The 21198-nt window shown below is 52.7% G+C and carries 37 protein-coding genes; 3 read left to right on the top strand and 34 right to left on the bottom strand.

Annotated elements, in window-relative coordinates:
• Nucleotides 1–16 precede the first annotated feature (16 nt).
• From rpsK to RUM_RS07095, 34 genes are all read right to left on the bottom strand, one after another.
• The gene (gene rpsK, locus RUM_RS07265; protein WP_022357350.1) at nucleotides 17–421 is read right to left on the bottom strand and encodes a 30S ribosomal protein S11; all 405 of its coding nucleotides are present in this window, start codon (nucleotides 419–421) and stop codon (nucleotides 17–19) included.
• A 15-nt stretch (nucleotides 422–436) separates the two neighbouring features.
• The gene (rpsM, locus tag RUM_RS07260; protein WP_015558497.1) at nucleotides 437–805 is read right to left on the bottom strand and encodes a 30S ribosomal protein S13; all 369 of its coding nucleotides are present in this window, start codon (nucleotides 803–805) and stop codon (nucleotides 437–439) included.
• A gap of 34 nt (nucleotides 806–839) precedes the next feature.
• Nucleotides 840–953: a 50S ribosomal protein L36 gene (rpmJ, locus tag RUM_RS07255; RefSeq protein ID WP_000868342.1), complete on the bottom strand. Its 114-nt coding sequence runs from the start codon at nucleotides 951–953 to the stop codon at nucleotides 840–842.
• A gap of 62 nt (nucleotides 954–1015) precedes the next feature.
• The gene (infA, locus tag RUM_RS07250; RefSeq protein ID WP_015558496.1) at nucleotides 1016–1234 is read right to left on the bottom strand and encodes a translation initiation factor IF-1; all 219 of its coding nucleotides are present in this window, start codon (nucleotides 1232–1234) and stop codon (nucleotides 1016–1018) included.
• Between the two features lie 13 nt (nucleotides 1235–1247).
• A complete protein-coding gene (locus RUM_RS07245) occupies nucleotides 1248–1493 on the bottom strand; it encodes a KOW domain-containing RNA-binding protein (RefSeq protein ID WP_022357351.1) in 246 nt (81 codons plus the stop codon).
• A 13-nt stretch (nucleotides 1494–1506) separates the two neighbouring features.
• The gene (gene map / locus RUM_RS07240) at nucleotides 1507–2256 is read right to left on the bottom strand and encodes a type I methionyl aminopeptidase (protein ID WP_015558495.1); all 750 of its coding nucleotides are present in this window, start codon (nucleotides 2254–2256) and stop codon (nucleotides 1507–1509) included.
• Nucleotides 2257–2260: 4 nt separating this feature from the next.
• Nucleotides 2261–2893: an adenylate kinase gene (locus RUM_RS07235; RefSeq protein WP_015558494.1), complete on the bottom strand. Its 633-nt coding sequence runs from the start codon at nucleotides 2891–2893 to the stop codon at nucleotides 2261–2263.
• 14 nt (nucleotides 2894–2907) lie between these two features.
• Nucleotides 2908–4236, bottom strand: a complete 1329-nt coding sequence (gene secY / locus RUM_RS07230) for a preprotein translocase subunit SecY (RefSeq protein WP_041326339.1) — start codon at nucleotides 4234–4236, stop codon at nucleotides 2908–2910.
• Between the two features lies 1 nt (nucleotide 4237).
• Nucleotides 4238–4678, bottom strand: coding sequence for a 50S ribosomal protein L15 (gene rplO, locus RUM_RS07225; protein WP_015558492.1), 441 nt, complete (start codon nucleotides 4676–4678; stop codon nucleotides 4238–4240).
• 18 nt (nucleotides 4679–4696) lie between these two features.
• Nucleotides 4697–4873 (bottom strand): 50S ribosomal protein L30, encoded by a 177-nt coding sequence (rpmD, locus tag RUM_RS07220; protein ID WP_015558491.1) that lies wholly within the window; start codon nucleotides 4871–4873, stop codon nucleotides 4697–4699.
• 12 nt (nucleotides 4874–4885) lie between these two features.
• A complete protein-coding gene (rpsE, locus tag RUM_RS07215) occupies nucleotides 4886–5386 on the bottom strand; it encodes a 30S ribosomal protein S5 (protein WP_022357354.1) in 501 nt (166 codons plus the stop codon).
• A gap of 14 nt (nucleotides 5387–5400) precedes the next feature.
• Complete coding sequence (rplR, locus tag RUM_RS07210; RefSeq protein WP_015558489.1) at nucleotides 5401–5781, bottom strand: 50S ribosomal protein L18; 381 nt, start codon at nucleotides 5779–5781, stop codon at nucleotides 5401–5403.
• 17 nt (nucleotides 5782–5798) lie between these two features.
• On the bottom strand, nucleotides 5799–6344 hold the full coding sequence (rplF, locus tag RUM_RS07205) for a 50S ribosomal protein L6 (protein ID WP_022357355.1): 546 nt from the start codon (nucleotides 6342–6344) through the stop codon (nucleotides 5799–5801).
• Nucleotides 6345–6357: 13 nt separating this feature from the next.
• Nucleotides 6358–6756: a 30S ribosomal protein S8 gene (gene rpsH, locus RUM_RS07200; RefSeq protein WP_015558487.1), complete on the bottom strand. Its 399-nt coding sequence runs from the start codon at nucleotides 6754–6756 to the stop codon at nucleotides 6358–6360.
• 23 nt (nucleotides 6757–6779) lie between these two features.
• Nucleotides 6780–6965, bottom strand: coding sequence for a type Z 30S ribosomal protein S14 (locus tag RUM_RS07195; protein ID WP_015558486.1), 186 nt, complete (start codon nucleotides 6963–6965; stop codon nucleotides 6780–6782).
• Between the two features lie 18 nt (nucleotides 6966–6983).
• Nucleotides 6984–7523: a 50S ribosomal protein L5 gene (rplE, locus tag RUM_RS07190; RefSeq protein ID WP_015558485.1), complete on the bottom strand. Its 540-nt coding sequence runs from the start codon at nucleotides 7521–7523 to the stop codon at nucleotides 6984–6986.
• A 16-nt stretch (nucleotides 7524–7539) separates the two neighbouring features.
• On the bottom strand, nucleotides 7540–7917 hold the full coding sequence (gene rplX / locus RUM_RS07185) for a 50S ribosomal protein L24 (protein ID WP_041326338.1): 378 nt from the start codon (nucleotides 7915–7917) through the stop codon (nucleotides 7540–7542).
• Between the two features lie 13 nt (nucleotides 7918–7930).
• Nucleotides 7931–8299 (bottom strand): 50S ribosomal protein L14, encoded by a 369-nt coding sequence (gene rplN, locus RUM_RS07180; RefSeq protein ID WP_022357357.1) that lies wholly within the window; start codon nucleotides 8297–8299, stop codon nucleotides 7931–7933.
• A 51-nt stretch (nucleotides 8300–8350) separates the two neighbouring features.
• Complete coding sequence (gene rpsQ, locus RUM_RS07175; protein ID WP_022357358.1) at nucleotides 8351–8608, bottom strand: 30S ribosomal protein S17; 258 nt, start codon at nucleotides 8606–8608, stop codon at nucleotides 8351–8353.
• An 18-nt stretch (nucleotides 8609–8626) separates the two neighbouring features.
• A complete protein-coding gene (rpmC, locus tag RUM_RS07170) occupies nucleotides 8627–8821 on the bottom strand; it encodes a 50S ribosomal protein L29 (protein WP_015558484.1) in 195 nt (64 codons plus the stop codon).
• Entirely contained in the window at nucleotides 8821–9246 is a 426-nt protein-coding gene (gene rplP / locus RUM_RS07165) for a 50S ribosomal protein L16 (RefSeq protein WP_015558483.1), read from the bottom strand. Before rplP ends, rpmC begins: the two co-directional genes overlap by 1 nt.
• Nucleotides 9246–10028 carry a 30S ribosomal protein S3 gene (gene rpsC / locus RUM_RS07160; RefSeq protein WP_015558482.1) on the bottom strand — a complete coding sequence of 261 codons (783 nt, stop codon included), beginning with the start codon at nucleotides 10026–10028 and terminating at the stop codon, nucleotides 9246–9248. Before rpsC ends, rplP begins: the two co-directional genes overlap by 1 nt.
• Nucleotides 10029–10045: 17 nt before the next feature.
• Entirely contained in the window at nucleotides 10046–10381 is a 336-nt protein-coding gene (gene rplV, locus RUM_RS07155; protein ID WP_015558481.1) for a 50S ribosomal protein L22, read from the bottom strand.
• Nucleotides 10382–10405: 24 nt separating this feature from the next.
• Nucleotides 10406–10690 (bottom strand): 30S ribosomal protein S19, encoded by a 285-nt coding sequence (rpsS, locus tag RUM_RS07150; protein WP_015558480.1) that lies wholly within the window; start codon nucleotides 10688–10690, stop codon nucleotides 10406–10408.
• A gap of 21 nt (nucleotides 10691–10711) precedes the next feature.
• Entirely contained in the window at nucleotides 10712–11545 is an 834-nt protein-coding gene (rplB, locus tag RUM_RS07145) for a 50S ribosomal protein L2 (protein ID WP_015558479.1), read from the bottom strand.
• Nucleotides 11546–11608: 63 nt separating this feature from the next.
• Complete coding sequence (gene rplW, locus RUM_RS07140) at nucleotides 11609–11932, bottom strand: 50S ribosomal protein L23 (protein WP_015558478.1); 324 nt, start codon at nucleotides 11930–11932, stop codon at nucleotides 11609–11611.
• Nucleotides 11932–12555 (bottom strand): 50S ribosomal protein L4, encoded by a 624-nt coding sequence (gene rplD, locus RUM_RS07135; RefSeq protein ID WP_015558477.1) that lies wholly within the window; start codon nucleotides 12553–12555, stop codon nucleotides 11932–11934. Before rplD ends, rplW begins: the two co-directional genes overlap by 1 nt.
• 17 nt (nucleotides 12556–12572) lie before the next feature.
• Complete coding sequence (rplC, locus tag RUM_RS07130; protein ID WP_015558476.1) at nucleotides 12573–13208, bottom strand: 50S ribosomal protein L3; 636 nt, start codon at nucleotides 13206–13208, stop codon at nucleotides 12573–12575.
• Between the two features lie 106 nt (nucleotides 13209–13314).
• Nucleotides 13315–13629: a 30S ribosomal protein S10 gene (gene rpsJ, locus RUM_RS07125; RefSeq protein ID WP_022357360.1), complete on the bottom strand. Its 315-nt coding sequence runs from the start codon at nucleotides 13627–13629 to the stop codon at nucleotides 13315–13317.
• Nucleotides 13630–14108: 479 nt separating this feature from the next.
• Nucleotides 14109–15872 (bottom strand): M23 family metallopeptidase, encoded by a 1764-nt coding sequence (locus tag RUM_RS12100; protein ID WP_015558475.1) that lies wholly within the window; start codon nucleotides 15870–15872, stop codon nucleotides 14109–14111.
• Between the two features lie 172 nt (nucleotides 15873–16044).
• The gene (locus tag RUM_RS07115; protein ID WP_015558474.1) at nucleotides 16045–16518 is read right to left on the bottom strand and encodes an S-ribosylhomocysteine lyase; all 474 of its coding nucleotides are present in this window, start codon (nucleotides 16516–16518) and stop codon (nucleotides 16045–16047) included.
• A complete protein-coding gene (locus RUM_RS07110) occupies nucleotides 16496–17389 on the bottom strand; it encodes an RluA family pseudouridine synthase (RefSeq protein WP_041326337.1) in 894 nt (297 codons plus the stop codon). Before RUM_RS07110 ends, RUM_RS07115 begins: the two co-directional genes overlap by 23 nt.
• On the bottom strand, nucleotides 17337–18104 hold the full coding sequence (locus tag RUM_RS12665; RefSeq protein ID WP_015558473.1) for a hypothetical protein: 768 nt from the start codon (nucleotides 18102–18104) through the stop codon (nucleotides 17337–17339). Before RUM_RS12665 ends, RUM_RS07110 begins: the two co-directional genes overlap by 53 nt.
• A gap of 62 nt (nucleotides 18105–18166) precedes the next feature.
• A complete protein-coding gene (locus tag RUM_RS07095) occupies nucleotides 18167–18808 on the bottom strand; it encodes a histidine phosphatase family protein (protein WP_015558472.1) in 642 nt (213 codons plus the stop codon).
• Nucleotides 18809–19102: 294 nt separating this feature from the next.
• On the opposite strand from RUM_RS07095, the gene RUM_RS07090 reads away from it, so the two are divergent.
• From RUM_RS07090 to RUM_RS07080, 3 genes are read left to right on the top strand one after another with little or no spacing between them, the layout of a single operon-like run.
• Nucleotides 19103–19822, top strand: a complete 720-nt coding sequence (locus tag RUM_RS07090) for a helix-turn-helix domain-containing protein (RefSeq protein ID WP_015558471.1) — start codon at nucleotides 19103–19105, stop codon at nucleotides 19820–19822.
• A gap of 15 nt (nucleotides 19823–19837) precedes the next feature.
• Nucleotides 19838–20818 carry an FAD:protein FMN transferase gene (locus RUM_RS07085; RefSeq protein ID WP_015558470.1) on the top strand — a complete coding sequence of 327 codons (981 nt, stop codon included), beginning with the start codon at nucleotides 19838–19840 and terminating at the stop codon, nucleotides 20816–20818.
• On the top strand, nucleotides 20815–21195 hold the full coding sequence (locus RUM_RS07080) for a NusG domain II-containing protein (protein WP_081460019.1): 381 nt from the start codon (nucleotides 20815–20817) through the stop codon (nucleotides 21193–21195). Before RUM_RS07085 ends, RUM_RS07080 begins: the two co-directional genes overlap by 4 nt.
• Nucleotides 21196–21198: the final 3 nt, after the last annotated feature.

Here is a 21198-nt window from a genome sequence, read left to right as displayed (position 1 = left end):
TATACCTCCTATAATACTAGACGCGGCGTCTCTTGGGAGGACGGCATCCGTTGTGGGGAATCGGTGTTACATCCTTGATCAGCTTAACCTCCAGACCAACAGTCTGCAGTGCTCTGATTGCAGCCTCACGGCCGGAACCCGGTCCCTTTACATAAACTTCAACAGACTTCAGACCATGCTCCATAGCAGCCTTTGCAGCAGTCTCTGCTGCGGTCTGTGCTGCGAACGGTGTGGACTTCTTAGAACCTCTGAAGCCCATCTCGCCTGCACTTGCCCAAGAAATAACATTGCCCTGGGTGTCGCTGATGGTCACGATGGTGTTGTTGAATGTAGACTGGATATGAACTGCGCCGTTTTCAATGTTCTTACGCTCTCTGCGTCTTCTCACGGTAGTGATCTTCTTACCCTTTTGCTGTGCCAAAGTTCATTCCCTCCTTTACTTCTTCTTGTTAGCGATGGTCTTAACCGGACCCTTCCGGGTTCTTGCGTTGGTCTTTGTGCGCTGACCGCGAACCGGCAGACCCTTACGGTGACGAACGCCACGGTAGCAGCCGATTTCAACCAGTCTCTTGATGTTGAGCGCAACCTCACGACGCAGGTCACCCTCTACGGTGTAGTGCTTGTCGATGTAATCACGGAGCAGTGCTACATCGGATTCAGTCAGATCCTTTACACGAGTATCCGGGTTTACGCCGGTCTCCTTGAGGATGGTTGCCGCAGTATTGCGACCGATGCCATAGATATAAGTGAGGCCGATCTCGACTCTCTTATTCTTCGGCAGATCCACACCAGCAATTCTTGCCATTGGTTTCTTACACCTCCATTATATTGTCAAGGGATCAACCCTGACGCTGCTTATGCTTCGGGTTTTCACAGATGACCATGACTTTTCCCTTGCGCTTAATAACCTTGCACTTTTCGCAAATCGGTTTTACGGAAGGTCTTACTTTCATTGGAAATACCTCCTTCTTCGTATCAGAAATGCATCAGCATCTCACGTTCCTTGTTGGAGCGATTACTTCGCTCTCCATGTGATTCGGCCCTTGGTCAGATCATAAGGGGACATTTCAATGGTCACCTTATCGCCGGGAACGATACGAATGTAGTTCATTCTCAGCTTTCCTGACACATGCGCCAGAATAATGTGCTTGTTGGGAAGCTCCACACGGAACATTGCGTTCGGCAATGCTTCCAGCACAACACCCTCAAGCTCGATTGCGTCTTCCTTCGACATACATAACCTCCTATCAGCCAGCCTGTTCCCCGTAACTTCTCAACAGGGTTCTCAGCTTCTTATCGGTGATCCCGTTCAGATCCATGACCGTACAGGTCCTTCTCAGATGCTTCCGCCGTTTGTGCTTGGGCTTGTCAAGTTTTCTGCGGTCGCCGTCCGCGATCCATACAAACTCGCCGTCCAATGCAGTCACAACAAAATATCCGTCCGCATCCCGCCCGGCAATCGCCCGAACGATCGTGCCAACCTCCAGTTCCACTGTACACCTCCGTTTAGGGCTGTGTCAGAATCACAGGTCCATTCGGTGTTACGGCGATGGCGTGCTCAAAGTGTGCGGAAAGCGAACCGCTCTGTGTCAGAACCGTCCAGCCATCCTTCAGCACTCTCACACCCTCACCCTTGACGTTGATCATCGGTTCAATACAAAAGGTCATGCCGGATACCAGGCGTACCCCATGTCCCGGCTTCCCGTAATTCGGTACTTCAGGTGATTCGTGCAGTTCCCTGCCGATGCCGTGTCCGCAATACTGCTTCACCACAGCATATCCTCTCGAAACGCAATACTCTTCAACCGTATGGGAAACGTCTCCCATCCGTGCGCCCACAACAGCCGCATCGATTCCGGCATACAGGCTTGCTTCTGTCACTTCGAGAAGCTTTTTTGCCTCATCAGAAATATGTCCCACTGCAAAAGTTGCACAGGTGTCGCCGTGAAAGCCATTGTAACAAGCCCCCACATCCACACTGACAATATCTCCGTCTGCAATTTTCCGCTTGGAGGACGGGATACCGTGAATGACCTCGTTGTTGATAGAGATGCAGGCACTGCCCTTAAAGCCGCCGTATCCTAAGAAGGACGGCGTTGCGCCGCAGCTTACAATGTAGTCATGCACGATTTTGTCCAGTTCCTTGGTGGTCATGCCCGCCCGAACGGATTCCCCAGCCAGCTTCAGGGCACGACCGGCAATTCTGCCGGCTGCACGAAGCTTTTCCAGATCTGTATTGGATTTTACGCTAATCATGCGATTACGCCCCCACAGCCTTCAGCGTCAGCTTAGAAGTTTCGGAAACCTCTTCCTGACCGATTACTGTTTCAAGCTTGCCACGCTTTGCGTAGAAATCCTTCAGCGGAGCAGTCTGCTCGTGGTAAACCTTCAGGCGCTCCAGAACGGTTGCAGGCTCATCATCCTTGCGGATCACGGTGTTGCCGCCGCACTTGTCGCACTTGCCAGCCACCCTGGAAGGCTTGAAATCTGTGTGATAGGATGCGCCGCAGCCCTCGCAGACACGTCTGCCGGACAGGCGCTTGGAAATGGTCTCATCCGGAACATAGATCTCAACGACCTTGTCGATGTTCACACCCATAGCCTCCAGAGCTTCTGCCTGGGGAACTGTTCTGGGGAAACCATCAAGAATGAAACCGTTCTTGCAGTCATCCTGTGCGATGCGATCCTTCAGGATCCCGATTACGACCTCATCGGAGACCAGTGCGCCGCTTTCCATTGCAGCCTTGGCCTTCAGACCGAACTCAGTGCCGTTCTTGACAGCCTCACGCAGAATGTTGCCAGTAGAAATCTGCGGAATGGACAATGCCTCGGAAATGACCTCTGCCTGTGTACCCTTGCCGGCGCCCGGAGCGCCCAAAAGAATCAGATTCATATGCAATGTCCTCCTTAACCCAGGAAGCCCTTGTGATGACGCATCATCATCTGGGATTCCATTGTGCGGACAGTCTCAAGTGCTACGCTGACTACGATCAGGATAGAGGTGCCGCCCATGGACAGACCACTCATATCCGGCAGAGCCCGTGCAAAGAAGATCGGGAAGATCGCAATCAGACCCAGGAAGATCGCTCCTGTCAGAGTAATCTTTGACAGGATTCTCTGAATGTAATCAGAGGTGGGCTTACCGGGACGGATGCCGGGGATACCGCCGTTGGACTGACGCAGGTTGTTTGCGATCTCAACCGGATTGTACTGCATGGAAACGTAGAAGTAGTTGAATGCAACAATCAGGATGAAATACAGAGCTGCATAGCCGTAAGACTGTGTCTTGAAGAATGCGATAAAGTAGTAATAAATCTTTGCACCGACAGATGCGCCCTCCGGATTTGCAACCGGTTCTACGAACAGGCTCAAGGTATTCGGCAGGGACATAAACGCCATTGCAAAGATGATCGGCATAACGCCGCTCATGCAAACCTTGATCGGAATGTGTGTGCTCTGGCCGCCGTACTGCTTTCTGCCAACCACACGCTTTGCGTACTGGATGGGGATCCGGCGTTCAGCCTCGTTCATCAGAACGATGAAAGTAATCATCGCAATGAACAGGATGCCTACCAGCGGAACAACAAACACATACTTCTGGGGGTTTGTAAACATCAGCTCGACTGCGGTGCCTACGTCCTTGGGCATTCTCGCAACGATACCGGCGAACAGGATCATGGAAGTACCGTTGCCGATACCGTTTTCACTGATCCGGTTGCCAAGCCACATAACCAGCATGGAGCCGGCTACGAAGCAGCCGATGATGACGATCGCAGCAAAGATGCCGTAACCGCCGGTTGTATACTTGATTGCCGACACCTTGTTCTTCAGTGTCAGGTAATAAGCAAAGGACATAAAGATGGACAGTCCAAAGGAAACAATCGCCGTGATCTTGTTGAGGGTTTTTCTGCCCTCTTCGCCCTCGCTCTGCAGCCGCTCCAAAGGAGGCAGCGCATAGGTCAGAAGCTGGACGATGATGGAGGCGTTGATGTACGGCGTAATAGACAGGGAAAAAATTGTTGCCTGGGACAGGGCGCCGCCCGTCAGGATGTCCAGGTATTCCAGGAAGTTTCCGCCTGTTGCCGCACTGCTCATCCAAGAAGCGATGAGCTGGTTATCCAGGAACGGGACAGTGATGGCACTGCCCACTCTGAAAATGATAATGATAAATAGTGTGTAGAGTAGCTTTTTACGAAGCTCAGGAATAGCCCATGCCTTCCTTATGGTCTGAAACACACTACATCACCTCTGCTTTCCCGCCAGCTTTCTCGATTTTCTCGATTGCGCTCTGTGAGAATTTAGCAGCCTTTACTGTAAGCTTTGCGGTCAGCTCGCCATTGCCGAGGACCTTTACGCCGTCGTATTCCTTCTTGATCAGACCAGAAGCCTTCAGCAGCTCAGCGTCCACAACGGTGCCGTCAACAAACTTGTTCAGATCTGCAACGTTAACGATTGCAAACTTTGTAGCAAAGATATTGTTGAAGCCTCTCTTGGGGATACGTCTGCTCAGAGGCATCTGACCGCCTTCGAAGCCGATTCTTACGCCGCCGCCGGAACGTGCATTCTGTCCCTTGTGGCCCTTACCAGCAGTCTTGCCCTGACCGGAGCCGTGACCTCTGCCGATGCGCTTGGTAGCCTTGGTAGAACCCTCTGCCGGGGATAATTCGTGTAACTTCATTGTTCGCACCTCCTTGCGTTAAGCGTCCTGTACTTCGATGAGGTGGGAAATCTTATTGATTTTTCCCTCTGTCTGAACATTGTCAGGCTGTACGGTGGAATCACCGATCTTTTTAAGACCAAGAGAATGCGCCGTGTCAATCTGGTCCTGCTTTCTGCCAATCAGGCTCTTTACAAGCGTAATCTGTTTAGCCATGTCGCTCTCTCCTTATCCTAAAATTTCCTTAACGGACTTGCCTCTCTTTTCTGCAACTTCCTTTGCAGTTGTGCAGGAAGCGAGACCGTTGATGGTTGCGCGTACCACGTTGCAGGGGTTGTTGGAGCGCAGGGACTTTGTACGGATGTCCTTGATGCCTGCAACTTCAATGACCGCACGAACCGGACCGCCGGCGATCACACCGGTACCGGGAGCAGCGGGCTTCATCAGTACGCGGCCAGCGCCGAATGCACCGATGATCTCGTGGGGAATGGTAGTACCCTTCAGCGCGATCTTCACCAGATTCTTCTTTGCGTCCTCAATGCCCTTGCGGATTGCATCCGGAACTTCACCGGACTTGCCGATGCCGAATCCAACGGTGCCATTGCCGTCACCCACTACAACCAGTGCAGCGAACTTCATGATACGGCCGCCCTTGACTGTCTTGGATACACGGTTGATTGCAACGACCTTTTCTGTAAGCTCCATAGCGGAAGCGTCAATCATAGCCAACGTGTTTTCCCTCCTTACTTGGAATTGGACGGATTCTCAAAGGAAAGTCCGCCTTCTCTTGCGCCGTCAGCAAGCTCCTTCACACGTCCGTGATACAGGTAACCGCCTCTGTCGAATACCACGTTCTTGATACCCTTTGCCAGCGCATTCTTTGCGATCTGCTCGCCAACCTTCTTTGCGCCATCCTTATTGCCGCCATCTGCGTCAAAATCCTTGGAAAGACTGGAAGCAGAAGCAAGTGTCACACCATTTACATCGTCAATGATCTGCGCGTAAATGTGCTTGGAGGAGCGGAAGACATTCAGACGCGGATAAGCCGGAGTACCGGAAATCTTCGCGCGGACTCTGCGGTGTCTTTTAGCTCTGGCCTTGTTGCTGTCTACCTTTTTTACCATAGCGATTCACTCCTTACTTACTTTTTGCCCTTGCCGGCCTTACCTTCCTTGCGGACGATATGCTCACCGGCGTACTTGATGCCCTTGCCCTTATAAGGCTCCGGCGGACGCTTCTCGCGTACTTCAGCTGCGAACTGACCTACAGCCTGCTTGTCAACACCACTGATGACGATCTTGTTGGGCTGGGGCACTTCAATTGCAATGCCGTTGCCTTCAGAAACGATCACCTGGTGGGAGAAGCCCAGGTTCATAACCAGGTCATGACCCTGCTTTGCAGCACGGTAACCAACACCCTCAATCTCCAGGGTCTTGCTGTAACCATTGGTTACACCCTCGATCATGTTGGCGATCAGAGTTCTGGTCAAGCCGTGGAGGCTTCTGTTTACATTGGTATCGTCCGGACGGGTCACGTGGATCACACCGTCAGCGATCTCAATGTTCATTGCTGTGGATAACTGCTTGGAAATTTCGCCCTTAGGACCCTTCACCGTCATAAAGTTGTCGGCGCACTTCACATCGACACCGGCAGGGACACTAATCGGCATTCTACCTATTCTTGACATTACCGTGTCCTCCTTACCAAATAAATGCGAGTACTTCGCCGCCAACGTTCAGCTCACGAGCCTTCTTGTCAGTCACGATTCCCTTAGAAGTGGAAACGATGGCGATACCTAGACCCTTACGAACCTTGGGCATATCTTCACAGCTAGAATAAATACGCAAACCCGGTTTAGAGACCCGACGCAGGCCGGTGATGATGGGTGACTTGTTGTCGCCGTACTTCAGAGTGATTCTGATGATTCCCTGCTTGCCGTCCTCAATGACCTGGAAGCCCTTTACATAGCCCTCGTCTACGAGGATCTGTGTAATAGCCTTCTTGACATTGGAGGCGGGAACGTCAACCGTGGCGTGCTTTGCAGAATTCGCATTGCGGATTCTTGTCAGTAAATCTGCGATTGTATCAGTAATTTGCATGCCGAATGACCTCCTTTGTTAATTTACCAGCTTGCTTTCTTCACACCCGGAATCTGACCGTCATGTGCAAGCTCTCTGAAGCAGATACGGCAGATGCCGAACTTTCTGAGATAAGCATGCGGTCTGCCACAAATCTTGCATCTGTTGTATGCTCTTGTGGAGAACTTGGGAGCTTTCTGCTGCTTGTTAATCATTGCCTTTTTTGCCATTTCGATGAATCCTCCCTATCACTTCACAAACGGAGCGCCCATCAGTGTCAGCAGCTCTTTCGCTTCTTCGTCTGTGTTTGCGGTTGTAATGAAGTTGATATCCATACCCCGTACCTTGTCGATCTTATCGTACTCAATCTCAGGGAAGATCAACTGTTCCTTAATACCGGTGGAGTAATTGCCTCTGCCATCGAAAGAATTCGGGTTGATGCCTCTGAAGTCACGAACCCGGGGGAATGCAACGTTGAACAGCTTGTCTACGAATTCGTACATCTTTTCGCTGCGCAGCGTTACCTTTACGCCGATCGGCATGCCCTCACGGAGCTTGAAGTTTGCAACGGACTTCTTTGCACGGCAGATCACCGGCTTCTGACCAGTGATTGCAGCGATGTCAGTCATAATTGCGTCGATCACCTTTGCGTTTTCCTTTGCCTCACCGGCACCTACGTTGATGACAACCTTGTCAAGCTTCGGGATCTGCATCACACTCTTGTAGCCGAACTTCTTCATCATTGCAGGAGCGACAGTGCTGACATAATATTCTTTTAATCTTGCCATTCTCGTTCTCCTCCTATCAGAAATGGTGGCCGCAGTCTTTATTCTTGCAGATACGGATCGGCAGCTTCTTCTCTACGCCGGCGCCATTGGTCTTGGTCTCGAAACCGTGGCCAACACGGGTGGGCTTGCCGCACTTGGGGCAAACGACCTGTACCTTGCATGCGTAAATCGGAGCCTCAGCCTTGACGATGCTGCCCGGCTGACCCATTCTGGTGGGCTTTACATGCTTGGTGATCATGTTGATGCCTTCAACGATCACCTTATTCTCGGACGGGCTGACCTCAAGAACCTTGCCGGTCTTGCGGGTCTTGGACTCGTTGTCCACGTACTTATCTTCTCTGCCACCTGTAAGGAGAACGACTGTGTCACCTTTTTTAACGTGTAACTTATTCATCATGACACCTCCATTACAATACTTCGGGCGCAAGGCTCAGGATCTTGAGGTAATCCTTCTCACGAAGTTCTCTTGCGACCGGTCCGAAAATACGAGTCCCCTTCGGGTTCTTATCCTCTTTGATGATAACTGCTGCATTCTCGTCAAAACGGATGTAGGTACCATCTTCTCTCCGCAGGCCCTTTGCGGAACGAACAATCACAGCCTTTACAACGTCGCCCTTCTTAACAACGCCGCCGGGTGTTGCTTTCTTAACAGAAGCCACAACAACATCGCCGATGTTCGCATATCTTCTACGGGTACCGCCCAGCACACGAATGCACATCAGCTCCTTTGCACCGGTGTTGTCAGCGACCTTCAAGTAAGATTGCATCTGGATCACAGCGAGTTCCTCCTTTCAGAAGTTCCCTCGGAACTTCCACTCAATACTATATTACTTTGCCTTTTCAATGATGTTAGTCACACGCCATCTCTTGTCCTTGGACATGGGGCGGGTTTCCATTACTTCTACGCGGTCGCCAATGCGGCATGCGTTCTGCTCATCGTGAGCCTTCAGCTTTACAGTGCGCTTGATAATCTTCTTGTAAAGCGGATGCTGTACGTTATCTGCGATTGCAACAACAACAGTCTTGTCCATCTTGTCGCTTACAACCTTGCCAACTCTGGTCTTTCTCAGGTTTCTTTCAGACACAGCAAACTCCTCCTTCTCTTACTGATTCGCGTCTGCCGCACGAAGAACAGTCTTGATGCGAGCGATATCCTTCTTTACATCCTTCAGACGTGCTGTGTTATCCAGCTGATTGACAGCATGCTGGAAACGGAGAGAGAAGAGCTCTTCCTTCAGGCTGACCAGCTTTTCGTTCATCTCATCAACGGACAGATCTCTGATTTCAGTCGCTTTCATTACTGCTCCCCTCCTTGTTCAGCTTTCTTTACAAACTTGCATTTTACCGGCAGCTTGTGCATTGCAAGACGCAGCGCTTCTCTTGCGGTCTCTTCCGGAACGCCAGCAATCTCGAACATCACTCTGCCCGGCTTTACAACAGCTACCCAGTACTCAGGTGCGCCCTTACCTTTACCCATTCGAGTTCCGAGGGGCTTGGAAGTTACGGGCTTATCCGGGAAAATCTTGATCCATACCTGACCGCCACGCTTGATGTAACGTGTCATTGCGATACGGGCGGATTCGATCTGGTTGGAGGTGATCCATGCAGGCTCCAGAGACTGGAGACCGTAATCACCGTAGGAAACCTTATTGCCTCTGAGTGCCTTACCGGTCATACGACCTCTGTGCACACGACGATATTTTACTCTCTTCGGGAGCAGCATTATCGGTTACCTCCTTCTCTTCTAGAATCACGCGCCTTGAAGCCGCCGTTTCTGTTGTCACGGCCGTTTCTGTCATCCCGGCGCTTTCTTTCCGGTCTTGCTTCCGGCTTCTTTTCGTACTTCGCCTTCTCAGCAGCAGCCTTTGCAGCATCGCCCTTGAGAACCTCACCCTTGTAGATCCAAACCTTTACGCCCAGGCGACCATAAGTGGTGTGCGCCTCAGCGGTGCCGTAGTCGATGTCAGCACGAATGGTCTGCAACGGGATGGTACCCTCGTGATAGGTCTCGCTTCTTGCGATTTCCGCACCGCCCAGACGACCGGAAACACGGGTCTTGATGCCCTTTGCGCCCAGACGCATGGAACGACCGATGGACTGCTTCATTGCACGTCTGAAAGAAACACGGTTCTCCAGATCCAGCGCAATCTTCTCAGCAACCAGCTGAGCATTCATATCAGGCTGCTTCACCTCGATGATGTTCACAGCAACCTGCTTCTTCATCATAGCCTCGAGCTGAGCGCGGAGCTTCTCGATTTCTGCGCCGCCTCTGCCGATTACAACGCCGGGCTTTGCGCAGTGGATGTTGATTCTAACCTTTTCAGCGAATCGCTCAATTTCGATCTTCGGAACACCTGCAGCGTACAGGCTCTTCTTGATGAAGTTACGTACGTTGTAGTCTTCCACCAGTGTATCGCCGAAATCTGCCTTGTTCGCAAACCAGCGAGAATCCCAATCCTTGATAACGCCAACACGCAGACCGTGCGGATTTACTTTCTGGCCCATAGTTAACCTCCTTGGGATTATTCTTTTTCTTTCACAACAAGTGTGATGTGAGATGTTCTCTTCAGGATTCTGAAGGCTCTGCCCTGTGCTCTCGGCATAACCCGCTTCATGATCGGACCGGGGCACACGAAGCACTCGGAAACATACAGGTCATCCTTGTTCATGTTGTGATTGTTCTCAGCGTTTGCCATAGCGGACTTCAACAGTTTTGCCACCATCGGGCTTGCAGCCTTCGGTGTCAATTCAAGTGTAGCCAATGCAATGTCAACAGGCTTGTTCCGGATCAGATCCAGAACGATCTGCACCTTTCTCGGTGCGATGCGAGCATTTCTCAAATACGCTCTAGCTTCCATTTGAACTCCTCCTTCCGCTACTTATTACTTCTTGCCGTTGTTCGATGTCTTGGAACCTGCATGACCCTTATAGGTTCTGGTGGGTGCAAACTCGCCGAGCTTGTGTCCAACCATGTCCTCTGTAACGTAAACCGGAACATGCTTGCGGCCATCGTGAACTGCGATTGTGTGACCTACGAAATCAGGGAAAATCGTGGAAGAACGGCTCCAGGTCTTGAGAACCTTCTTTTCGCCGGCCTCATTCATAGCCATAATCCGCTTCAGCAGAACCTCTTGCACGTAAGGTCCCTTTTTAATACTTCTGCTCATGAATCAGTTCCTCCTTTCCGCTTATTTCCCGTTTCTTCTCTTTACGATATACTTGTCAGTGCGGTTGTGTGTCTTACGAGTCTTATAACCCAGAGCAGGCTTGCCCCAAGGTGTAACAGGACCCGGACGTCCAACCGGCGACTTACCTTCACCACCGCCGTGGGGGTGATCGCAGGGGTTCATAACGGAACCGCGGACTGTAGGTCTGATACCCATATGACGAACACGACCAGCCTTACCGTAGTGTACGTTCTCGTGGTCGATGTTGGAAACCTGACCGATGGAAGCCTTCGCACCGATCGGAACCTTTCTCATCTCGCCGGAAGGCAGACGGATCAGCGCATAATCATTTTCCTTGCCCATCAGCTGAGCCATGTTGCCAGCGGAACGAACCAGCTGCGCACCTCTGCCCGGATAAAGTTCAATGTTGTGAATGAAGGTACCAACCGGAATGTTCAGCAGGGGCAGTGCGTTGCCCGGCTTGATATCAGCGTCAGCACCGGAACGAACAACGTCGCCAACCTTCAGATCGTGGGGAGCCAGAATGTATCTCTTCTCGCCGTCCTCATACTGAACCAGAGCAATGAAAGCGCTGCGGTTCGGATCGTACTCGATGGTCAGAACGTTTGCATTGATACCGTCCTTGTCACGCTTGAAATCAATTACACGGTACTTTCTTCTGTTTCCGCCGCCTCTGTGACGAACGGTGATGCGGCCATAGCTGTTTCTGCCGGAATTCTTCTTGAGGGGCTCAAGCAGGCTCTTTTCCGGATCAACCTTGGACAACTGCGTGTAGTTGGTAACAGTCATGTTACGGCGGGAAGCAGTTGTCGGTTTATAGGTCTTAATTGCCATTTGCGTGTTTCACTCCTTATATAATGCATTTTGCGGGAGCATTCTCCCATACCTGAAGCGCAATTAATACATGCCGTCGAAGAACTCGATGGTGCTCTTGCGCTTCTTGCCGTCCTTACCGGGCTTGGGATCCTTACTTACTGTAACGATCGCCTTCTTCCAGTCAGCGGTCTTGCCCACATATCTGCCGACACGCTTTACACGGCCTCTGCAGTTCATGGTATGAACCTTTTCAACCTGTACATCAAACAGCTCTTCCACTGCCTTGGCAATCTCCAGCTTGTTTGCGTCCTTGGCAACCTTGAAAGTGTACTTGCCGAGGGGAAGGAAATCCATGCTCTTCTCCGTGATGATCGGCTTCAAGATAATATCCTGTGCAGCTTTCATTATGCGTACACCTCCTCGATCTGACCAACGGCATTCTTTACAACGATGAACTTGTCATAGTTGAGAATATCGTAAACATTCAGTGTGTTGACAGCAGCTGTCTTAACGCCGGGGATGTTTGCTGCGCTCTTGATGACCTTCTTGTCTGCCTCAGCAGTTACGATCAGAGCCTTGCCCTCTACGTTCAGTGCCTTGAGCATTGCAACGATAGTCTTGGTCTTGTAGGAATCAACAGTCAGTGCATCCAGCACGATGATGTTGTTCTCCAGAACCTTAGAAGAAAGTGCGGACTTCATAGCCAGTCTGCGAACCTTCTTGTTCAGAGCGTATCTGTAATCTCTGGGCTTCGGACCGAGTGCCACGCCGCCGTGATACCACTGAGGAGCACGGATAGAACCCTGTCTTGCATGACCGGTACCCTTCTGTCTCCAGGGCTTTCTGCCACCGCCGCTGACCTCTGTCCGAGTCAGAGTGGACTGTGTGCCCTGACGCTGGTTTGCCAGGTAGTTTACAACCATTGCGTGCATCACTGCTTCGTTCGGAGTAATACCAAATACAGCATCGGAAAGCTCTGTCTCCGAAACCTGATTTCCTGTCATATCAAATACTGAAACCTTAGCCATTTATGCTTCCTCCTTCCTTAAGCCTTTACACTGTCTGTGATGCATACAACGCCGCCCTTAGGACCGGGAATCGCACCCTTGAGTGCAATCAGATTGTTCTCAACGTCAATTTTCACAACTTCGAGATTCTGAACTGTTACCTTTTCAGCACCCATGTGACCTGCCATGCCCTTGCCCTTGTAAATACGGGACGGAGAGGAGCATGCACCCATAGAACCTGCCTGTCTGTGCACAGGGCCGGTACCGTGAGTTTCCTTGAGTCTGTGCTGATTGTGACGCTTGATGGCGCCGGTGAAGCCCTTACCCTTGCTGGTGCCGCTGACATCCACGATGTCGCCTACAGCAAATGTGTCAGCCTTCAGCAGATCACCCACATTCAGAGCGTCGCAGTCGTCCAGTCTGAATTCCTTCAGGACGCGCTTGTAACCAACCTCGGACTTGTCAAAATGTCCCTTCATAGGCTTGTTGATGCGCTGTGCCTTTACGTCGTCAAAGCCGATCTGCAGTGCAGCGTAGCCGTCATTCTCAACGGTCTTCTTCTGTACCACAACACAAGGACCAGCTTCTACAACAGTTACAGGAATTACTTTTCCTGCTTCCTGGTCGAAAATCTGGGTCATACCGATTTTCTTGCCGATAATACCTTTTTGCATTCCATTTTCCTCCTGTTAGGTTATTGGTTGGCGTATGCCAACTTGACCGATGGCGCCTGCCATCCTCTCTGCATGCCTGATGCAGAGTCAGGGGTTATCGCTGTGCTTACTTGAGCACCATAACGATGTCCACACCTGCGGGGATCTCGAGCTTCTGCAGTGCGTCAGTTGTCTTCTGAGTGGGTCTGATAACGTCGATCAGACGCTTGTGTGTTCTCATCTCAAACTGCTCACGGCTGTCCTTGTACTTGTGTACCGCACGGAGAATTGTAACAACCTCCTTGTCGGTAGGCAGCGGGATAGGACCGGAAACTCTAGCACCGCTGCGCTTTGCTGCCTCCACAATCTTTGCGGCTGCTGCGTCCACTGTTGCGTGCTCATAACCCTTGATCTTGATTCTGATTTTCTCGTTGACTGCCACGTGATTTCGCCTCCTTATAGTATTTCATGATTGGGGGCGGGATTCTCTTTGAGAGTTCCCCTGAGATATCGTCCACGTTCCCGTGTGTATCCTCATCTGCGCATAAAAAAACTCGAAAAACGCAACTGTTTTCCGAGGAAGTTCAGATAGGCACAATTCGGGCATACTCCATGCATACGCAAGCTAGCACAAAGCACAAACTGTGTCCGTTATCTCTTTTCGCCCGGTTTAAAATCGGACATACTCCACGGAAATTCCCTGACATACCGCCAGCAACCTTCCGCTTCCTCGCATATCTGTCGCAATCACCTGTACATTATACCATGCCTTACACCAAATTGCAAGCAATTGCGCATACCGGACTTGTAAAATTTTTATGAACAAAAGTATATCATATTCCGATATTGCTTTTTGAAAAGTACAGCATCCCGAAGGGCATGCACGCCCTCCGAAGCGCTGCCTATACTATTTAAAAAGAATCAATCTGCGTTCACCCGGAGGAATCCGGTGGGATCACAATACATGCCGTTGTAGCGCACCTCGAAATGCAGATGGTTGCCGGTGGATCGGCCAGTGGATCCCACCGCTGCCATACGCTGTCCCCGGGAGACCTCCTGTCCCTCAGAAACATAGATCATGGAGCAGTGTCCATATACTGTCACATAGCCGTTGCCATGATCCACCATCACCAGATAGCCATAGCCTCCTGCATTCCAGCCTGCATAGGTCACCGTGCCTGCATCCGCCGCATAGATCTCCGTGCCTGCCGGCGCTGCAATGTCCAGACCTTTATGGTTCCGGTCACTGATGAATGGGTCGCTGATATAGCCCCCGTCCACCGGCCAACTGAACTGACCGCTGCCCCGGAGCACCGTGTTTTTGGACATGGGCTGCGCCGTGTAAGTGCCGATGCCCACCTGCTCTGTAACCGGTTCGGACAGCACCTCTGACCGGATCACCTTCCGGCTGGCTTCCGCCCCATCCACATACACAATGTCCACAACATTGGATTTCTCCCCCTTGACACCTGGCACCAGAATCTGGGTATCCCCCTTATTGACCGAACTGGTGTTCACCTCAATGGAATCAAAATCAATGAAGCTGGTCAGGGTCATACGCTCCGTATACTGAATGGGCAGAAAGCTGTTTGTCTTGATGACTGTCAGCCGGTCTCCTGCCTGACACTCTCCCTCCTCCAGATCCGGATTCAGCTCCCGCAGCTCCGACTCCGCCATGGAAAACTTTTTTGCCACCTGCACCACGGATTCCCCCTGCTGCACGGTATACTGGGAGCGATACCGCTCACTGGCGGTCAGCTTTTCGATCATCTCCTCCGTGTCCAGCAGGCTATCCTCCAGATACATGCCGCTGCGGAAGGTCACCGCATTCTCATACTGCACATCCGTTGCCCCGGCAGGCGCATTGAAATCTGCCAGCCGCTCCGACAAGGCAAACTCCACCTCCTGGTTGGAGGCAACCGCCCCCACGAATGCGTCGTCCACAAACACACCGCACGCCTTGGTCAGCACTGCGTCCGAACTGGAAAGCATCCGGTCCGCCAGCACGGAGGTAGGCACATAATCACTGGTGTCATTGACGATGGTCAGAGAAAACTTCGGCGTATAGATCAACGGCTCCGCCAGCTCCACATCGGCAATTCGCTTATGCACCTCACTGGCAGCTGCGTCAAATTCCTCCTCAGAGGCGATCACGCCGATCTCCTCACCATTATATTGCACTACCAACCCATACTGCAAATGGGCTCCGTAGAGTACCACCCCTACCAGAAACGCCAGAGAAGCAACGGGCGCCACATAGTGAAAGATGGTGATCATCAACCCGTTCTCGCCCCACAAATAAGTGTGGGCGCTTTTGAGCAGGGCTGCCGCAAAATGCTTCTTCCCCTTGTGGCGGGCTGCCCGCATATTCTGCTGTACCCGGTCTGCATTGCGCATCTGGATCCGCACAGGCTGCATCAGTGCATGCTTCAGCTTCCCCAAGGGAACAACCAGCCCTCTGCACATGTCCAGAATTCCTCTGCCCAGCAGTAAGATCAAGCCGCAAATACCGTACAACAGGTACAGCAGCACACGGACGATCCAGGCACCGCACAATGCTGCTCTGGAAGCCAGCCAGACCAATGGGTTCCGCTTTCTGCGCCGCTTGGTTGTATGCATGCTCTGTCCATTCTCAGTGTCACCGTTGGAAACGTCCTTTGCATGGCTGAGACGTTCCTGATCCATCCTAACAGCTCCCTTCTTCTGATCCGGTAGAGTGCCGGATCTTGTCAGCGGTAATTGTTACAAATCAGTTACACTGTAACCATTATACCAACCGGATCAGAAATTGCAATGGCTTTTCGCCCGTTCGCCAAAAAATGCATTAAAATTCGTCTGAATATACAAAATGTAATAATTATTTTTGGTTATAATGCCATGTATAATCCAGCATTTCCGGGGTATATCCCTGGATAGCGGATAAAAACGGCAGTACTGCCCGCTTTGCTCCAGCCAAGTCGTGCTCCAGGTAATTGCCGCACTCGATCTCGGAGCAGCCGGGGATCTCCCCATCGTAATCCGCAATGAACTGATAGGTCTCCTGCATCAGCCGGATGGCATCCTGGTGGCTGAGTCCACGGGTCAGCAGATAAAATCCGGTACGGCAGCCCATTGGACCAACGTAGACAACGCCTTGACCATATTCCGAATTACGAGCATAGGTGGCAAACAGATGCTCAATGGTATGCATCGCCGGAGTAGGCAGATAGACGCCTCCGTTGGGCTTGCACATGCGGATATCATAGGTTACAATATCCCCGTCCACCCGGGATATGTACATGCCCACATCAATTTTCCGGTGATCCACTTCAAAACTTGCAATCTTCTTCATTTCGATTCCTCCAATCCAATTGTACCGCCGGCACCAACTGCTGCATATCCCTGCGCCAGGGAGAAACGGCACTGCATGCCTGCTTCGTGACCGGATCCCTCCAGAACAGTCTGCCGCAGTGAAGCGCCTGCTGTCCGATGTGCCGACGGCTGCCGCCATACAGGTCATCCCCTGCCAGGGGATAACCCAGATGGGAAAAATGCACCCGGATCTGATGGGTTCTGCCAGTTTCCAGCCGGATCTCCACTGCGGTGTAATCTGCCGAATGCCCCAGCACCCGGTAGTGGGTCACCGCCGGTTTCCCATCCTGCCGGACGCATCGGGTAATGATGGACGCCTCCGTCCGGGCAATGGGTGCAGAGATGGTGCCGTCTCCGGTGAGATGACCGCACAGCACGGCATAATACCGCTTTTCCAGCTTTCCCTGCAAAGCACTGGCGGTGTAAGCATCCTTTGCGATCATGCACAGACCGGAGGTATCCCGATCCAGCCGGTTCACCGCCCGGAAAGTATGCCCCGGCATACTGGCGGCAAAGTAATTGCCCAGCGTATCCCTCCGATGCCTGGCAGAGGGATGCACCGGCATGCCCGTAGGCTTGTCATATACTATGTAATACGCCGTTTCCAATACTGACGGCACATACAGTGCCGGATTCGGCTCCAGACCTTCCTGCTCCGGCATGGTCAGCACCACCACATCCCCGGCACGCACCGGATCCACCGCCCGCACCGGCACCCCGTTGCATAGAATGCCTGCCGGGGTGCGCTTGAGCCGTGCCAGCAGCCGGGCGGATACCCCGATCCTGCGGCGCAGATACTCACACAGCCGCACGGGTTCCGGGGTCTGTATCACAAGTTTCAGCTGTTCCATCTTTCTCCTCCAATAATACCGCCAGCCCCATACACATGGCTGCTGCTCCGCCGGGAATCAACAGCAGCGGCAGCCACCGGAGCAGGTGCAAAAGCAGCAGTCTCCGCTTCCCCTGCATGCGCACAAAGCTCAGACGGCACAGGGCAAAGGGGCTTCGGAAGGGATACACAGCAAACAGCAACACCGCCGGGATCATGCCGCTGAGCAGGTAGCATACCAACCACAGCCACAGTGCCAGCAGTGCCAGCAGCTGGATGCTGCCAAAGAGATACCAGAAGCAATCCGCCTGCTCCAAAGCCATATGCAGCAGCAGACGGATCCCGGCGCCGCATACCCCGGCAGGCAGCAGCAGGGCGCCAGCCGCCAGCCACAGCAGTCCATACAATCTTGCTGCCCGTATATGCAGTGCCGGACTGCGCAGCAGTGTGCAGTAGTCCGAAAGGCTGTTCCCCTCCCCGGCGGCAGCCTGCATGAACCACCAGGCAGCTCCGCTGCAAAACGGAACAGAGCCCAGTGCACCCGCCAGACACCGCAGTCCGGTGATCCAGGGGACAAGACCCGGCATTCCCTGCATCAGGCAGAAATGCCTTCCCAGAAGCTCAAACAGCAGCAGAATGCCCCAGCCCAGCAAGGGTAGGATCAGCACCACCGTACTCTCTCCCCGGCAGCCATGCAGAGCCTGTCCTGTCCGTGCCTCCAGTTCCCTCAGCTTCATGTGACCCTCCCGGCTGCCGGATTTGCCTTGCGGCGGCAGCTATGTATCCGAAGGCGGCATTCCTACTCGGTAAAGGGATCCTCCTCGTCCTTGGTGTAGGGAGTCAGCCCAAGGATCTCAAAGGCCTGGGACTGCTGCCACATCTTAGCAGTGGCCATGATCTCAAAGCCCTCGCCAGGTGCACAGACGATCTCCCGGCGATCCATCTTGGGAAGCCCGAAGCAGGAAAGCATGTTGGTGATGATGCCCGCATGGGTCACCACCGCACTGTGGGTGATGCCCTCATTCATCATATCCATAATCACCTCATGCAGTGCCTTGTAAGTACGCACGCACAGCTCCTCCATGCTTTCTCCCTTGGGAGGCCGTGCCTTCAGTCCGCCCTTGAGCCACTGCTTATAGTCCTCCCGGTCGATCAGGGCGGAGACATCCTTCCCCTCAAAGTCGCCGAAATCCATTTCCTGCAGATCCGACACGGTCAGCAGCTCCCGGTATGGAAACAGGATCTCCGCCGTTTCCATACATCGGCGCAGGGGACTGGAATATACTCTCTGTACCTTGGGATATTCAAACTCATCCAGCTTGGCAGCAAGTTCGCTGCGTCCCTTTTCTGACAGAGGGTAATCCGTTCTGCCAATGTAAATGCCCCTTTCGTTGGCAATGGTCTGTCCGTGGCGGATCAGACTGATCCGATAGCCTTTCATTTGCATCTTCCTTCCTTTTTCGATCTCTTTATTGTGCTTATTGCACGAAAAATCGCAAGTTTTTTCGGCATGCTCAAAAAAGCGACAAAATACGCCCGCAACTTTGGTGCATTTTTTTATTCCTTGCGGTATTTACAAATTATACTAGATGTTATATAATAAAAAAGTACTGCATTTATATTGAGAACGGAGCGGCGATCTGCCGTGTCATGAACCAGCACGGAGCCGCTCCCCATTCCATTGCGAAAGGAGCGGACGGCGGATCTTTCAAGCGGATCTGTCCGTCAAGAACACATGAACTCTGATTTCTCACGCATTATCACACTCCAGCGAAAGGAACGCAAGATCAGTCAGAAACAGGCGGCTTCTGACCTGGGCATTTCCCAGGCTCTGCTGTCCCATTACGAAAAGGGAATCCGGGAATGCGGTCTTGGATTCCTGGTGAAAATTGCTGACTATTATAATGTATCCTGCGACTACCTGCTGGGGCGCACTCCGGAGCCAGAAGGCAAAATCATCACCATTGACGACATTCCGGACGATGACGGAAACAATGTAATGCCCAGCCCGGAGGTCATCACCTTCAACCGGCGCATCATCAACAATTCCATCAGTCTGCTGTTCTCCCTTGCCCAGAAGGCAAACAGCATTACCCTCATCAAGGAGGTATCCTCCTATCTGATGCTGTCCGTGTACAAGCTGTTCCGGATCGTGTACAACGCAAACCCCAAGAACGACCAGAAGCTGTTCAAGATCCCCAAGGTCATTGCCAATGACAGCGCCAACGCCATTATTTCCATGAACGAGGCGGACATCAAGGCAGCCTCCTCCGGCATCCCCATCGGGGAGCACGACTGTGTGACTGACACGGAGACTCTGTATGTGACCACCGCTACCCTGTCCCAGGATTATTCCGAATACTCTGCCTCCCTGCTGAACCTGATTAAGATCAGCGAGGACAGCATCAGCAAAACCCGGAACGATCCGGAACCGGATGCATCGGCACCCAAATAGTATACCACGTTTTGTATGAAAATAAAAGAGAATTTTCGCTTTTTTCTGAAAAAGGCTCCGGCAGTCTGGCTTTGTGCCGCCGGGGTATGGCTCACCGGCTGCGGTAATCAGCCCATGTGGCAGGACACATTCTACACAATGGATACTGTAGTGACCCTCACCCTGCCGGAGTCGGATGCAAATGCTACCCGCAAAAGCCTGGAGGCGCTGAGTCAGCAGCTGAACTGCTACGCCGACCAGGGTGCACTGGCTGCCCTCAATGCATCCGGCACCAGCCAGGATGCAGACCTCCGGGATGTGATCTCCCAGACCATCCTGCTGGAGGATCGATTCGGCACCGGGGTGCAGTTGTCCAGCGGCGCCCTGTCCCGGCTGTGGGGCATCACCTCGGAGCATCCCCGGGTACCAACGGATGCAGACCGGCTTGCAGCCCTGGAAACCCTGGGAGATGACCGGATCCGGCTGGATCGCAGCGGCATCACGCTGCCGGCGGACATGCAGCTGGATCTGGGTGCGGTTGCCAAGGGCTATGCTCTGGATCAGACCGCCCAACAGTGGCAGGATGCGGGGATCGCCTGGGGCATCCTTTCCCTGCGCTCCTCGGTACTGCTGTACGGCAGCAAGCCGGGAGGCGAAGATTTCACCGTACAGATCCAGGATCCCAACGGAACAGGCATCCTTGGCACAGTCACCACCCCTGCATGCTTCCTGTCCACCTCCGGCGGATACGAACGCTTTTTTGAGGCGGATGGCGTGCGCTACTGCCACATTCTTGACCTGACCACCGGCCGTCCCACCGAAACGGATCTGACCAGCGTGACCGTATTCACCGACAACGGACTGAAATCCGATTTTCTATCCACGCTGCTCTTTCTGGAGGGCAGTGAGCATCTGGAACCCCATCTGCATGCAGCGGATTATCAGGTGCTGGCAGTGGACGCTGCCGGGAAGATCTATTACAGCGATGGATTACAGTTCCAAAAGGCAGGTGCATGATGGAACAAAAGCTGCTGAACCGACGGGACGCCATCATTCTCTTATCCCTGGCGGCGGTGGGCATCCTGCTGTGGCTGCTGTTCCAGATCGGCAGCAGGGAGCATGTGACTGCCGAGATCACGGTGGACAGCACCTGCATTGCCCAATATGACCTATCCTCCGCCCCCAAGGGTACCTTTACCCTGCCCCAGGCAGAAGGAGTCGTCTTTGAAATCAGTGACCAGGGCATCCGGATCACAGAAAATGACTGTCCCGGCAGGCAATGCGTCCACACCGGATGGATCTCCCGTCCCAACCAGACCATTGTGTGCCTGCCAAAAAAACTTATGATCCAGTTGACCAGTTCGGAGGATGCTCCCCCGGACGTTGTCATATAACGC

The organism is Ruminococcus champanellensis 18P13 = JCM 17042 (assembly GCF_000210095.1).
In the GTDB taxonomy this organism is placed as follows: Bacteria; Bacillota; Clostridia; order Oscillospirales; family Ruminococcaceae; genus Ruminococcus_F; species Ruminococcus_F champanellensis.
This window is presented reverse-complemented; position numbering and strand designations above follow the sequence as displayed.